Origin of the sequence: Thermodesulfobacterium geofontis OPF15, assembly GCF_000215975.1 — a bacterium.
GTDB lineage: Bacteria > Desulfobacterota > Thermodesulfobacteria > Thermodesulfobacteriales > Thermodesulfobacteriaceae > Thermodesulfobacterium > Thermodesulfobacterium geofontis.
Map to the genome: position 1 here is coordinate 1331218 of NC_015682.1, position 12899 is coordinate 1344116.

Annotated in this window: 15 protein-coding genes and 2 tRNA genes; 6 read left to right on the plus strand and 11 right to left on the minus strand. The window is 33.3% G+C overall.

All coding sequences use genetic code 11. From position 1 onward, the window contains the following. Window positions 1-10: 10 nt before the first annotated feature. The 6 genes from fliP to TOPB45_RS08640 all read right to left on the minus strand — a co-directional run bounded on the left by fliP (window position 11) and on the right by TOPB45_RS08640 (window position 3593). Window positions 11-709, minus strand: coding sequence for a flagellar type III secretion system pore protein FliP (gene fliP / locus TOPB45_RS06875; protein WP_013910112.1), 699 nt, complete (start codon window positions 707-709; stop codon window positions 11-13). Further along, complete coding sequence (locus TOPB45_RS06880) at window positions 699-950, minus strand: flagellar biosynthetic protein FliO (RefSeq protein ID WP_013910113.1); 252 nt, start codon at window positions 948-950, stop codon at window positions 699-701. Before TOPB45_RS06880 ends, fliP begins: the two co-directional genes overlap by 11 nt. A 6-nt stretch (window positions 951-956) precedes the next feature. Further along, window positions 957-1511 (minus strand): flagellar motor switch protein FliN, encoded by a 555-nt coding sequence (gene fliN, locus TOPB45_RS06885; RefSeq protein WP_013910114.1) that lies wholly within the window; start codon window positions 1509-1511, stop codon window positions 957-959. Next, a complete protein-coding gene (gene fliM, locus TOPB45_RS06890) occupies window positions 1511-2512 on the minus strand; it encodes a flagellar motor switch protein FliM (protein WP_013910115.1) in 1002 nt (333 codons plus the stop codon). Before fliM ends, fliN begins: the two co-directional genes overlap by 1 nt. 3 nt (window positions 2513-2515) lie before the next feature. Continuing rightward, complete coding sequence (locus TOPB45_RS06895) at window positions 2516-2995, minus strand: flagellar basal body-associated FliL family protein (RefSeq protein ID WP_013910116.1); 480 nt, start codon at window positions 2993-2995, stop codon at window positions 2516-2518. An 82-nt stretch (window positions 2996-3077) separates the two neighbouring features. Next, window positions 3078-3593, minus strand: a complete 516-nt coding sequence (locus TOPB45_RS08640) for a methylated-DNA--[protein]-cysteine S-methyltransferase (protein ID WP_013910117.1) — start codon at window positions 3591-3593, stop codon at window positions 3078-3080. Window positions 3594-3615: 22 nt separating this feature from the next. Here TOPB45_RS08640 and TOPB45_RS06905 point away from each other — a divergent pair, with 22 nt between their 5' ends. Continuing rightward, complete coding sequence (locus TOPB45_RS06905) at window positions 3616-4152, plus strand: macro domain-containing protein (protein ID WP_013910118.1); 537 nt, start codon at window positions 3616-3618, stop codon at window positions 4150-4152. A gap of 2 nt (window positions 4153-4154) precedes the next feature. Here the strand turns inward: TOPB45_RS06905 and TOPB45_RS06910 are convergent, their stop codons facing one another. Genes TOPB45_RS06910 through TOPB45_RS06920 form a run of 3 tightly spaced genes read right to left on the minus strand, consistent with a single transcriptional unit; the run spans window position 4155 to window position 6745 of the window. Further along, entirely contained in the window at window positions 4155-4976 is an 822-nt protein-coding gene (locus TOPB45_RS06910; RefSeq protein WP_013910119.1) for an SDH family Clp fold serine proteinase, read from the minus strand. 24 nt (window positions 4977-5000) lie between these two features. Next, a complete protein-coding gene (locus TOPB45_RS06915) occupies window positions 5001-5738 on the minus strand; it encodes a rhomboid family intramembrane serine protease (protein WP_013910120.1) in 738 nt (245 codons plus the stop codon). Then, window positions 5735-6745 (minus strand): hypothetical protein, encoded by a 1011-nt coding sequence (locus tag TOPB45_RS06920; RefSeq protein ID WP_013910121.1) that lies wholly within the window; start codon window positions 6743-6745, stop codon window positions 5735-5737. Before TOPB45_RS06920 ends, TOPB45_RS06915 begins: the two co-directional genes overlap by 4 nt. Before the next feature lie 98 nt (window positions 6746-6843). Here TOPB45_RS06920 and TOPB45_RS06925 point away from each other — a divergent pair, with 98 nt between their 5' ends. Next, a complete protein-coding gene (locus tag TOPB45_RS06925) occupies window positions 6844-7542 on the plus strand; it encodes a SapC family protein (RefSeq protein WP_013910122.1) in 699 nt (232 codons plus the stop codon). 2 nt (window positions 7543-7544) lie between these two features. On the opposite strand, the gene TOPB45_RS06930 is transcribed toward TOPB45_RS06925, so the two are convergent. Both TOPB45_RS06930 and TOPB45_RS06935 read right to left on the minus strand, forming a co-directional pair. Next, window positions 7545-9686 carry a methyltransferase domain-containing protein gene (locus TOPB45_RS06930; RefSeq protein WP_013910123.1) on the minus strand — a complete coding sequence of 714 codons (2142 nt, stop codon included), beginning with the start codon at window positions 9684-9686 and terminating at the stop codon, window positions 7545-7547. A 244-nt stretch (window positions 9687-9930) separates the two neighbouring features. After that, window positions 9931-11460 carry a flagellin N-terminal helical domain-containing protein gene (locus TOPB45_RS06935; RefSeq protein ID WP_013910124.1) on the minus strand — a complete coding sequence of 510 codons (1530 nt, stop codon included), beginning with the start codon at window positions 11458-11460 and terminating at the stop codon, window positions 9931-9933. A 236-nt stretch (window positions 11461-11696) separates the two neighbouring features. Here TOPB45_RS06935 and TOPB45_RS06940 point away from each other — a divergent pair. From TOPB45_RS06940 to TOPB45_RS06955, 4 genes are all read left to right on the plus strand, one after another. Then, a tRNA-Met gene (locus TOPB45_RS06940) sits at window positions 11697-11770 on the plus strand. Window positions 11771-11786: 16 nt separating this feature from the next. Then, window positions 11787-11858 (plus strand) — tRNA-Cys (locus TOPB45_RS06945). 11 nt (window positions 11859-11869) lie between these two features. Further along, complete coding sequence (queD, locus tag TOPB45_RS06950) at window positions 11870-12241, plus strand: 6-carboxytetrahydropterin synthase QueD (RefSeq protein WP_013910125.1); 372 nt, start codon at window positions 11870-11872, stop codon at window positions 12239-12241. Between the two features lie 12 nt (window positions 12242-12253). Beyond that, entirely contained in the window at window positions 12254-12895 is a 642-nt protein-coding gene (locus TOPB45_RS06955; RefSeq protein WP_013910126.1) for a 7-carboxy-7-deazaguanine synthase QueE, read from the plus strand. Window positions 12896-12899 lie beyond the last annotated feature (4 nt).

A 12899-nucleotide genomic window follows, 5' to 3' on the forward strand; every position in this document is an offset into this window, starting at 1 on the left:
TATGCTCCCTTTAATAAAAACTTTTAACTAAAGATCCAACTAATAAATTCCAACCATCTACAAGGACGAAAAGAAGTAATTTTATAGGAAGAGATATCATCATAGGAGGTAACATTAAAATTCCCATAGATATAAGAACGCTGGATACGACCATATCTATAACTAAAAAAGGTATATAGAGTAAAAAGCCTATTTGAAAGGCTGTTTTAAGTTCACTTATCATAAATGCTGGAATAAGAGTAAAAATAGACACATCTTCAGGTGTTCTGGGACGTTCTTCATTTCTTAACTTTATAAATAAAGCTAAATCTTTTTCTCTTGTATTTTTAAACATAAATTCTTTAAAAGGTTTTGATGCTCTTTTAAACATTTCTTTTTCATCTATCTTTTTATTTAAATAAGGTACTAAAGCGGATTCATAAGCTTCTTTAAAAGTAGGAGCCATAATAAAGAAAGTTAGAAAGAGTGCTAAAGAAATTAAAACTTGATTAGGAGGTGTTTGTGCTGTTCCAATAGCATGTCTAAGAATAGAGAAGACTACAATCAATCTGGTAAAGGATGTAAGCATTAATAGAAGTGTCGGAGCTATAGCAAGGAGAGTAAGAAGAATTAAAATCTGTAAAATAGTAGAAAATTGCTCTGGAGATTGAACATTTTCAAAACCGATTTTAACAGTAGGAAGCATAACTGCATAAAAACTAAGCATCATCTTTAATCTCCCCTAAATAGGTAAATCCCTTATCTGAATATCCTAATAATATTTTTCGATTTTTAACTTCGATTAACAAAATTTGTGCCTTATAATTAATAGGTTTTATCTCAAGAATTTTTATATAATCAGATGCAAACTTTTTGACATTTAATTTTTTATAAAAATGAGCTCCTAAGGGTAAAAAACTTAATATTAAAAGGATAATTCCTAAACTTTGTAAATAATTAATCCATTCCATAACTTTTTAAGATCCTAATTTTTTAACTCTTTCTTGAGCACTGATAATTTCTGTGATTCTTACTCCAAATTTATCATTCACTACAACTACTTCTCCTTTAGCCATGAGCTTTCCATTAACATAAATTTCAACAGGTTCACCTGCAAATTTTTCAAGCTCAATAATGGAGCCTTGGTTGAGTTTCAAAAGATCTCTAATTAGCATCTTAGTTCTTCCGATTTCAGCAGAAATTTCAAGAGGTATATCAAGGATAAATTCCAATTCTGGATAAGCTCCTGTTCTTTGGGCTGGAGAAAGTTCTTCTAATTTGGCTGGCTGGGAAGATGGAGTTTCTTTTTTACTTAAAGCTGAAGTTTCCTTTGCTTGAGCTTCTTTTGCTTCTGCCTCCTTTGCTTGAGCTTCTTTTACTTGTGCTTCTTTAAGTGCTTCTTCCCACATAGCCATTAACTCGTCAGGACTCATATCTCCAGAATCTTCAGGATTTTCAGAGCCTTCAGGTTCTTTTTTAAGTTTTTTTTCTTCTTCTATTCCTTCTAAATTTTCCTTTGTTTCTTCAGGCATCAACTTTCCTCCTTTTTAATATTTTCTTCTTCAAGGGTTAAAAATTTTTGAACTTGTACAGCCATATGATTTTTAAATACACCTAATTTACCAAGTATTTTCGGAACACCTTCTATATAAACTTCTACAGGCTCATCTATCTTTTTATCTAAAACGATTACATCCCCTTCTTCAAGATTTAATAAATCTTCCAAAGTTATAGTAGTTTTTCCTAAAACAGCAGAAAGATTAACTTCGCTATTAAAAACATATCTTTCTAAAGATTTTCTCCAAGCCAAATCTATATATTCCTCAAATTGATAAGGAGAATATAACTTTTCTTTAACTGGCTGAAGAGTATTTAAAGAATAACAAAATAGAATTTTTCCACTTATAGCCTCAAGTTCTATATTGTAACCCATAACTATTACAGTTTCTTCAGGCATTAAGACTCTTGCAAATTGGGGATTAACTTCTCCTCTTATATATTTTGCTTTAACAGGTATTATATTTCTCCATGCTTTTTCTAATTCATTAAAAATAATATTGACTACTTTTTTAATAAGTTTTTGTTCAATGGGTGTAAATTCCCTACCCTCAACCCTTACGTGTTTTCCTTCACCACCCAAGAATCTTTCTATAAACAAATAAGCTAAGGTTGCATCTATAACCAAAAGACTTTGACCTTTCAGAGGTTCTAATTTAAAAATATGAATGGATGTAGGAACAGGTATCCTATTTAAAAAGTCTTTAAACCTTTCCATATAAAGAGGAAGACTATGAATATCAACTGCTTCTCTTAAAATAGTTGAAATATGCATCCTTAAACTTCTTATTAATTGCTCACTTATTACTTCTAAGCCCGGAATTCTTAAACGAGTTGAAATAGTATAATTTCTAAAATCAAAGGGTTTAACCTCCCCTACATCTACCTTTTTCTCAGGTTCAGTTTCTATTTTTCCTTCAGCAAGTCCTGCAAGTAATGCATCTATTTCTTCTTGACTTAAGATTTTTTCTTCCATTCTTTACTCCACAATATATTGGATTATATATATATTTGAAATAGCCTCCTCTCCTAAGGCTGAATTTATTTTTTGTAAAAGTTCAGTTTTTATTAAATCCTTTGCTTCGGGCTGTAATACATCTTCAGGAGTTTTTGTACTTAGGGTACTAATGATTACATCTTTAATTTTTGGCTCATTAATTTTGATTTCTTCTTCCATTTTTTTATCCTTAAGTTCTAAAGCAAGTCTAATCTGTATGTATCTCTTTCCAGTAGGATCAAAAAGATTAACTACAATAGGCTCCATACTATAAATAACCGTTTCTTTAGGACTCCTTTCTTTTTCCTTTCCCTTATCACCTTTAAAAGTTGAAAACACAGCAATCACACTGCCTGCTAAAACTACTATCACTAAACCTATTACTAAAAATAACAAAAGCTTCTTTTTACTTACCTTTTTAACCTCCTTTTCTTGTTCCTCTGTTTTTGTCTCTTCAGCCATAAGCAAACCTCCTACTTTATTATTATTTTTTCAAAATATATGCCTAATCATAAATTGTTAAAATTCAAGCCCTTTAAAAACATTATGTCATCTTTTTGACATTATTTGTCAAAAATTTATAATTAAGTTCTCTATATATTAAAAACTGTTTAAGAAGTAGTCCTTGGGAATATCCTGTAAGCCCCTTATTTCCTATTATTCTGTGGCAGGGATAAACAAGAGGCAAAGGATTTTTTGAAAGAGCTAACCCTACAGCTCTATAAGCTTTTTTAAATCCTATTCTTTCTGAAAATTCTTTATAAGTTAAAATTTCTCCTATTTTAAGGGATTGAAGTTCTTTTAAAACCTTAATTTGGAAATTGGTTGCCCAAATTTTATGAGGAACTTTTATATAGTCTTCTTTGAAATTCCAGTAATCAAGAAGGGAATAATAGAAATTTTTAACCCAATCTAACACTATAGATGAACTTAGAACCTTAATTTTAGGTTTTATATCGAAACTAAATTTAAATTGCAATTTTATTAATTCTCCTCCTTCATTCCAAGTAAGATGGAACTCAAAAGGAAATACATTAAAAATTGCCTCTTGAATTTTCATATAAATAATTATAATAGTCAGTATGAAAAAGGTTAAGATTGGAGAATGCGTTTTAGAGCTTGTTCAAGGAGATATCACTGAACAAGATACAGAAGCTATCGTAAATGCAGCTAATGAAAGGCTTATTCCTGGAGGTGGTGTTGACGGAGCAATTCATAAGAAAGGAGGTCCTTCAATCTTAGAGGAGCTTAGAGCAAAATATACTCATTGCCCTACAGGACAAGCTGTTATAACAGGTGCAGGAAATCTTAAAGCTAAATATATTATTCATGCAGTTGGTCCTATTTATAAAGATGGAAAAAGTGGAGAACCAGAATTATTAGCCAGTGCTTATAAAAACTCGCTTTTAAAAGCTTTAGAATATAATGTAGATTCTATCTCTTTTCCAGCTTTAAGTACTGGTGCTTATGGTTATCCTCTTAAAGATGCTGCTCAAATTGCTCTAAAAACTGTTATAGAATTTTTGAAAGAAAATAAAAAACCAAAACTTGTTCGTTTTGTCCTTTGGGGAGAAGAAAGTTATAAAACCTTTGAAGAAGTCTTAAATACTCTTCTATAAATTTAGCTTTTTGTCCCCTTTTTTGGCAAAGGAATATATTCCACTGTAGGTGTTCCTCTTACTGGTTGAGGGAAAAGTTTCATAAGCTGATATATTTCAACAGGCATTTCATTACTTACTGGTAATCCCAGTTTTTTTGCTTCTTCATAGGTAATTGGATAATCATGAGTAAAATAACCTTGAGATAAAATTTCAGCAATTTCCTCTATTTTTTCTGGTGGATATCTCTCATCAAGAATTATTTTTAAATTTTCTTTCATTTGTTTTAAAGCCATTTCAGCAATATCAGCTAAAATAAGAGTGCTATCATCAATATGTTCTGGTGGTTTTCTTTTAACTGCTCTCAAAATGGAGGCAGCAGGATATTCTCTTATTTGTGGATCAACTGGTCCAAGAACTGCATGCTCACCCATAACAATTTCATCGCAAGCAAGGGCAATTAAAGTCCCTCCACTCATGGCATAATGTGGAACAAAAGCAGTAACTTTAGCTGGATGTTTTTTAATTGCAAGGGCTATTTGAAGAGCTGCAAGAACAAGCCCTCCTGGTGTATGAAGAATTATATCTATAGGCACATCCTTATCAGTAAGACGAATTGCTCTTATTACTTCTTCTGAATCATCAATATCAATATATCTCATAATAGGAAATCCCAATAAACTCATAGTTTCCTGACGATGAACCAATAATATAACTCTTGAACCCCTTTTTCTCTCTATAGCTTCTATAGCTTTCTGTCTGGCAATTTCTAAAAATTTTTGCCTTAAAAAGGGTTGCATTGCTATAGCAATAAAAATAATCCAGAAAAGATCTCCAAATCCCATACTATTTTCCCTCCCCTGCATTTCTTATTTTTTATCTATGTCAAAAAGGGAACCAAATATACAATATTCATCTAAATAAAATCTTCTTTTTTTACAAAAGATTCTGTAGGTTAATGCACCCACTAAGAATCCTCCTATATGAGCAAACCAAGCAACTCCACCGAATGAAGTAGGAAGGGCTAAAGAAAAAAGTCCACTATAAAATTGAATCAAAAACCAATAGCCTAAATATAAAAAGGCTGGAATTTCAAAAAAGATAGGAAAGAAAAATATAGGAAAAACAACCAAAATCCTTGCTAAAGGATACATCATAAAATAGGCACCCATAACAGCAGATATAGCTCCACTTGCTCCAACAACTGGAATAACAGAATCTTTATAAATTATAGCATGAGTTAAGGTTGCAAAAATTCCACAAAGCAAATAAAATAAAAGGAATCTAAAGGGTCCTAATCTATCCTCTACATTATCTCCAAAAATCCATAAAGTCCACATATTTCCTATTATATGAAGCCATCCTCCATGAATAAATAAATGAGTAATTAAAGAAAGATATTTACGATAAGCTGGTTCTCCTATTAATGCTGAAAAATAATCATCAAAAAATCTTGCTGGAACAAATCCCCAATGTCTAAAAAAAATTTCTCTCTCTAAAGGAGATAAAGAGATTTCGTAAAAAAACACCATCACATTTATTAAAATTAGAATCCAGGTCATTATGGGCGGATTTCTTCTTGGAAGAATATCTTGAAGGGGTATCATCCAAGAGCTCCTATAAGTTCTCCTCTTACTTTTTTCCTAAAAGCTTCACTTTTTTCCACAAGTTTATCAAATTCTTCTTTTTGCAAAGGAATTTTCCCAAATTCATAAGGCTCTTTTTTAACTAAATTTTCTAAAGGCTCCTTTCCTTCTTCTGAAAAAATTTTGGCAAGTTCTAAAAAAATACCTCCCCTTTTTGAGAGGGCATAAAATTCAGCACTTCTTAAAGCATATCTATTTCCGTTAAAGCTAAGAGAAACCCCCTTATTTTCTTTAATTAAAGACAATGCCTGAGTATCAGTTATACTATCTCCAACATAAAATCCTTCTGAAAGAGAAATGGATAGCTCTTTGGAAATCCTTTCACAGGCTTTTGCTTTTTCGGAGCCTCCAATTGGATTTACCTCCCTCAAAAAAACTCCTATATCCATATTCCAAATTATATCAAAAAATATTTTTTCTAAATAGTCCAATGTTTTTAAAAGTTCTGAGGGTAAATCTTCAGGTTTTTGCGCTTCCTTAGGTAGTTCTATAAGTGGCATATTAACTATTTCTTCATGAAATTTTTCTAAAATTTTAGCTTCAGAGGGCGAAAGTTTTACTTTATCTAAATCAACCTCTGTGCAAAAAACATTTTCCATAGGAAACTTTGTAACCTCGCAAAGTGCCTCTAAATAGGGCTTATAACTTGTGCTTATTATAAAGGTAGGCAAAATCTTATTTAAATTGGGCAAAACCTCTGGGACTTCAAGTAAAAAGGTAAGGGTTTTTTTAGAAAATTCTTTTAAGCTTTTATTATTAGCCCCAAAAAGTTTTAAAAAGGGCAAAATCAGTTTTAAAGTATCTCCAGCCTTATACCCTTCTTTCTTTTTTATATCTGCAAGATAATCGTCAAATCTTGAAATTTGAGTGAAAAAATAATCTCCCTTAGGAATAATAGCTTGGGAATATTCAAAGGCATTGTCATTAAGAGTTAATGGTCCTTCGCAGTCAAGAGCTAAAAATGGCATAAATTTTGTTTATTTAAAATTATCCTTTGCAATTTTAAAAATTATAAGGTTAAATTTAAAGGAAGTCAAGAAAAATCGATAAAAGAAAGGAGGAAAGTATGTTCAGTCCCTATTCAGCTTTTAAAAAACCAGTTATTGTTGAAAAGGAGCTCCATAAAAGGGTAAAAGTTAAACCCATTTCCAATTTTGAATTTATTAGAACTGTTGAAACAGTTCCTCTTGGTTTTTCTGAGCTTCTTTCAGCCTCTATGTATTATCCTGTGCTTTTTGGGGTATGGAAAGGGAATATTTTTCCTTTTGCAGTAATGGGAATCAACGGAAAAAATGTATATCTTAATGAAGAAGGGCTTTTTAAAGTAGATTACATTCCAAAAAGTGTAATGGTTTATCCTTTTGGAGTTATTAAACAAATTGAAGAAGACAAAGAGGAATTTTTAGTTATTGTTGATGAAGTTTGTTTTGATAAGGAAGGAAATTTTATTTTTGAAGAAAATGGTTCAGAAACTCCCTATTTTTTAAGTATAAAAGAGGAATTAACTCAGCTTGCCCTTGATTATCAGAAAGCACTTGATTTTGCTAAGGAACTTTTTGAGATAAAAGCTTTAAAATTAATTAATTTTACAGTAGAAACCAAATATGGAAATGCTGAATTTAAGAATGTTCTTATTGGAGATCTTGAGGGGATAAAGAAGATACAACCTGAAAAACTTTATTTTCTTAATGCTATAGGTTATCTTCCCTGTTTATATTCAATCTATTTTAGTGTGCGCAATTTTAAGCTTTGGAACCTAATCTAATTTTAGATTTTATCTCCTTCTCCCCAAATAATTTCTACAGCAGAAAACCTGATAGCTCTCTCAATAACCCTTTCCCAGTCTATTTTAGACTCACCTTTTACTGCAAGAGCATACATAAAGTTTCCTAAATAGCGAGAATTAAGATAAAGGGGTTTTAGATTTTCAAGAAGAATGGCTGTGCTATTAAGAGTGATTGTTCGTCCATCTTCAAGTTTTAGAGTAAAATTTAAGGGAGTTATACCTTCAAGAACAGTTCCCGGAATAAGTGGCTCAGTAAAGATATAGACCTGTGAGAAACCAGCTTTCTTTAAGGCATAAAAAAGGGTCCAGGGCTTCCAACGAGTTAGATGATGTGGGGGATAATCCCAAAACCACCATTTGAATTTACGGTAACCCTTAGCTAAGTTTTCAAAATTATAAAAAGGTGGGCAACTCATAAGAAAGTATCCTTCATCAGAAGAAAGAAGATTATAGATTCCTTTTAAAAACCCTAAGGGATCATCTACATGCTCAAGCACTTCAAAAGCAGTTATCACTTTATATGGTCCTCTAAATTCGGGAGTTAGCTCCTCAAAGGTTAAAGCTTTACATACTTTTAGACCAAAGTTTCTTTTAGCTATTTCAACTGCTTCAGAAGAAGCCTCCATTCCATAGACTTCAAAACCAAACCTTTTTGCTATGAGAAGAAAAAAACCCGTGCTACAACCAATGTCAAATAAGGTTCCCTTAGGAAGCTTATCTAAGATTGCTTGCAAGAGGGTAAAATGAGGAACTTTAAGCCATTTTTTGACTTCTGTTTTTGGGTCGGAAACTTCTTTGAAAGATTGATATGCAGTTTTAGTTAAATCAATAAGACCCATATACTTAGTTTTGCTATCATAGGCTTTGTCATAGTCTTCTGCTTTAATGGGATAGGCAAACTGAAGTCCGCAAGAGGGACACTCAAAAATTCTTGCTCCATTTATTACTTCAAAAAGAGGAATTTCTCCTTTGTATTCACAAACTAAACACTTATCAGGCTTAGCAAAATTTTTCTCTGCTAAAATTTCAGCATCCTTTAGAGCATAATAAACTACTCGAGCAGGAATACTCTGAAGGCAGGGACTATAAAATTCTCCTTTGAGTTCTGCCTCAGGGCAAGGACCACTTATGGCATGCTTTCCACAAGGGGCAACACAGGTTTTACCTCTGTAATTTGCAGGAACATTTATTACTGTAGGATAAGTTCGAGAGCGCAATTCTCCATCAATTGGTCCTGCAAGAAGAACTGTAGGCTTCTTTAATCCTCCTGCTATGTGAAGTGTTGCAGTATCAGCAGTTATTACTGCATCAGCTAAACTTACTCCAGCTATAAGATATCTAATATCTTTCATAAGATAAGAAAGATTACCAGCTGTTATATCGTAAGTTTCAAGTGCCACATCAACAGTTATATCCTCATCAGGAAGGCTACAGATAACCGGCACATACTCTTCCTTAATATATTCTTCAATCTCTTTTAAAAGTCTCGGAGGAAGAGTGCGGTGAACTGAAGAGGCAAGGTAATGAAAGAGAAGTATCTTCTTACCTCCGCTTAATCTTTTTATTTCTTCAAAAATCGGCTTTAACTCAGCAACAACCTCTTCATCAATCACTATATCTGGTGTCTCATCTTCAGCATGATAGACATAACACTTCCAAAGATAGTATTCTACTAAATTTAACTCATCAAACTGCGGAGTATTTACCATTTCTATAACTTTAACCAGGTAGTCTGCTTTAGAAACATATTTATAAGGTATAGGCATGGGAAGAAGTTTATCTATATAAGAAAGTTTCTCAAGCACAGGACGAGCTCTACCAGAGATACTTACCCAAAGCCTACAGTCAGGATATCTACGCTTAATTTCACGAAGGGCTGGAGTCATACAAAGGGCATCACCAATTGCTGCTTGAGCAATAACTAAAATAGTCTTTCCATTCAAATTTTCTCCACGATAAAATGGCGGAAAACCAACTTTTTCCTCTTTAAAGAGTGTTTTTAGATTTTGTGGAAGAAGGGCAAAAACATCCTCTGCAAAAAGAAGTTTCTCTCCTTTTTTCACTTCAAAATCATATCCATTAAAGTTGAATTTTAAATCCGCCCGAGCCATGTAAACTTTCATAACCCATCCTCCCCTGCACAAAACATGTTATTAACTTTATTTGCAAATTTTATACCTATCTTTTTTTCGCACTTCGTAAGTGCGATATCTTAGAATAATTCTAATTTATCGCACTTCGTAAGTGCGAAAGGTTAGAATTATTTTTATTTAGGGGGATTTTTAAATTGAGAAAGGGGGGAAAAATGAAAAAGTGGCGAGAGGGGGGAAACCACCTCTCGCCACTTAGAAGTTAAGGTTTAAAACCTTACCTCATGAGCTGAAGCACAAGTTGAGGTAAGGTGTTTGCCTGAGCAAGCATAGCAACAGTTGCCTGCATACGGATCTGATAGGTTACGAATTCTGCCATTTCCTTAGCATAGTCAGTATTGCGGATGACAGATTCAGCTTCTTTGGTGTTATCATAAGCTACTTTCTGAGAATCAAAGATAGACTGAAGGTTATTCATAACAGCACCAATTTGAGCTCTCACTTTATCTACCTTCTTAATTGCGGTATTTACAATATCCATTGCAAGTTCAGCACCAGAGTTTGTGGTCACATCAATGCTATAGAGATTATAGAAACTTCCATTACCTATATTTGCTACACCAAGGCCCTCATTAGTAGCACTTATTCCTGTAAAATTGTAGTTATATGAATCTGTTCCAGCAATTGTAAGATTTCCAACTTTTACAGCAGATGCTGTGGTGCTACTCCCTGAAGCACTTGCTGTAGCACCCTGAAGAAGCATTCCAAGATCAACAGAAGCAGCATTTGTATCTGATCTTATTACCTCCACTCCTATTGTTTCTCCAGTTGTTTGAAGGACAAGTTTATTTCCAGAGCTTGAAGCAGTAATATTTAATCCTTTAGCTGAAGCCTGTGTATTAATTTGTGATATAAGCTGATCTAATGTAAGAGTTTCACCTTGAGCAACAGTAATTTCTATTGCATCTGCAGAATTAGTTGATTTACCCACATAAAATCTCATTGTAACTGATCCTGTTGTACTTTGAATATTTGACCATTCAGTGGAAGCTATGCTAATATTTGTTGCTCTTGCAGAGATTCCTACTTGCTGTAAAGTAGCGTTATTATTTATTGCATCTGCTATTGCCTTTGCATCAACAGCTCCTGTATAACTAAGATAAATTGAACTATTGAGATTAACCCCTGCAACAGTTACTGTATCAGTTGAGCTATTATATTGCCAGTTTCCTGTTATTAATGAAGTATAAGCTGTAGTATCTGACTTAACCTTACCAGTACCCTGAACAACATAAGCACCGATATTAGATGCTTTTAGATTTGAAATGCTTACCGAAACTACCTGGTCTGCTCTCGGTCCATAATGGATATACTTCTCTGTAAAAGTTCCATCAAGAAGTTTAATTCCGTTATACTCGGTATCAGTTCCAATCTTTTGAATAGCATCAATGAAGTTGTTAATTTCCTGTTGTAAAGCTGCTCTTGCATTGGGGTCGTTAATGTCGTTTGCAGCTCTCTGGGCTCTTACATAGATTTCCTGAAGTTTTGTGTAAATCTGTCCAGCAGAGGATTCTGCAATCTGAAGAGCTGAAATACCTGTTTGAATGTTAGCATTTCCCTGATCCAAGGCTGCAGCTACAGTTCCAAGCATGTCAGCAATGAAAAGCCCTGCTGAGTCATCAGCAGCATTCAAAATTTTGTAACCTGTTGAGAGCCTTAAAAGGCTCTTACCCATTGCGCGCTCATTTTGAATGAGCGCAGTGTGTGTTTTTGCTGCTTCTGCGTTAAAATTAATTTTTACAGCCATCTCCTCCACCTCCTTTTGTCTTTATTTTCTTTTTGTATTTTTATATCGAACAATTTTTAAAAAACTTTAATCCAGTTTTTAACCCTTTAGTCTCATCTTCTTGACCCCTACCCTTTTCTACCACTTCCGAAGTGGTAGAAAGTTACCACTTCGGAAGTGGTAGGGAGTGAAATTGGCTCTTGACAAGACAAAATTAGACTTTATACTTATTTATAGCTTTTAAGTAGCTTTTAAGTGGCGGCGTAGCTCAAATGGTTAGAGCATGTGGCTCATATCCACAGGGTTGGGGGTTCGAGTCCCTCCGCCGCCACAAAAATGGAAAAATTGGCGGCGTAGCCAAGCGGTAAGGCGACGGCCTGCAAAGCCGTGAATCCAGGGTTCGAATCCCTGCGCCGCCTCATTCCTATCTATGTTCAAACTAAAAGTCCAAGACTACTTCTCCTCTGCTCATTACCTTAAAGATTATAAAGGACCCTGTGAAAAAATTCACGGACACAACTGGAAAGTAGAACTTATTGTTGAAGGCTCTGAATTAAATAGCTTAGATATCCTTATAGATTTTGCCATCCTTAAAAAAATTTTAAAAGAAGTCCTCTTTGAACTTGACCATAAACTACTTAACGAAATTCCCTATTTTGAAAATATTAACCCTTCCTCAGAAAGACTTGCAGAATATATTTTTAAAAAGGTTAAAGAAAAACTCTCTTCCTATCCCAATGTAAAAGTAAAAGAGGTTACTGTTTTTGAGACTGAAAAAGCAGGGGCAACCTATTACGAATAAAAAAAACAAAAAGTGTCTAAATTAAAAATTTCTGAGATATTTTTTAGTCTCCAAGGAGAGGGTCCTCTCATAGGTTACCCTACCCTATTTGTTAGACTTTTTGGCTGTAATCTAAACTGCTCCTGGTGTGATACCCCCTATGCAAAAGGAGAAAATCCTTATGAAGAAAAAGAAATCTCTGAAATAATTTCTTTTTGGAAAAAAAATTTTAGCTCTATACCTTTTATAACTATTACTGGAGGAGAACCTCTTATTCAAAGCTCTGTTTATAATTTAATAGATGCGTTTTTAAAACTTGGTTGTACTATAGCTTTGGAAACCAATGGAAGTATAAGTTTAGATAAAGTCCCTAAGGAAGTAATAAAGGTTATGGATGTTAAAACTCCTTCTTCTAAAATGGATAAGTATAATCTCTATGAAAACTTTAAATTTCTTACTAAAAAGGATGCAGTAAAATTTGTGATAAAAGACCGAGAAGATTTTGATTTTGCTATAGATATTGTAGAAAAATTTTATCTCACCTATTATACTCAGGTCTTTCTATCTCCTGCTTATCCCTTTTTAGACCCTAAAATCTTAGCAAATTGGATTCTTGAAACTAAAAAACCCATTAGATTCCAAATACAGCTTCATAAAATAGTAGGAATAAAATAAATTT

Excerpts from the sequence above, each read along its gene's own strand:
- fliP (WP_013910112.1), bottom strand. The coding sequence starts at position 709 with ATGATGCTTAGTTTTTATGCAGTTATGCTTCCTACTGTTAAAATCGGT.
- TOPB45_RS06880 (WP_013910113.1), bottom strand. The coding sequence starts at position 950 with ATGGAATGGATTAATTATTTACAAAGTTTAGGAATTATCCTTTTAATA.
- fliN (WP_013910114.1), bottom strand. The coding sequence starts at position 1,511 with ATGCCTGAAGAAACAAAGGAAAATTTAGAAGGAATAGAAGAAGAAAAA.
- fliM (WP_013910115.1), bottom strand. The coding sequence starts at position 2,512 with ATGGAAGAAAAAATCTTAAGTCAAGAAGAAATAGATGCATTACTTGCA.
- TOPB45_RS06895 (WP_013910116.1), bottom strand. The coding sequence starts at position 2,995 with ATGGCTGAAGAGACAAAAACAGAGGAACAAGAAAAGGAGGTTAAAAAG.
- TOPB45_RS08640 (WP_013910117.1), bottom strand. The coding sequence starts at position 3,593 with ATGAAAATTCAAGAGGCAATTTTTAATGTATTTCCTTTTGAGTTCCAT.
- TOPB45_RS06905 (WP_013910118.1), top strand. The coding sequence starts at position 3,616 with ATGAAAAAGGTTAAGATTGGAGAATGCGTTTTAGAGCTTGTTCAAGGA.
- TOPB45_RS06910 (WP_013910119.1), bottom strand. The coding sequence starts at position 4,976 with ATGGGATTTGGAGATCTTTTCTGGATTATTTTTATTGCTATAGCAATG.
- TOPB45_RS06915 (WP_013910120.1), bottom strand. The coding sequence starts at position 5,738 with ATGATACCCCTTCAAGATATTCTTCCAAGAAGAAATCCGCCCATAATG.
- TOPB45_RS06920 (WP_013910121.1), bottom strand. The coding sequence starts at position 6,745 with ATGCCATTTTTAGCTCTTGACTGCGAAGGACCATTAACTCTTAATGAC.
- TOPB45_RS06925 (WP_013910122.1), top strand. The coding sequence starts at position 6,844 with ATGTTCAGTCCCTATTCAGCTTTTAAAAAACCAGTTATTGTTGAAAAG.
- TOPB45_RS06930 (WP_013910123.1), bottom strand. The coding sequence starts at position 9,686 with ATGAAAGTTTACATGGCTCGGGCGGATTTAAAATTCAACTTTAATGGA.
- TOPB45_RS06935 (WP_013910124.1), bottom strand. The coding sequence starts at position 11,460 with ATGGCTGTAAAAATTAATTTTAACGCAGAAGCAGCAAAAACACACACT.
- queD (WP_013910125.1), top strand. The coding sequence starts at position 11,870 with ATGTTCAAACTAAAAGTCCAAGACTACTTCTCCTCTGCTCATTACCTT.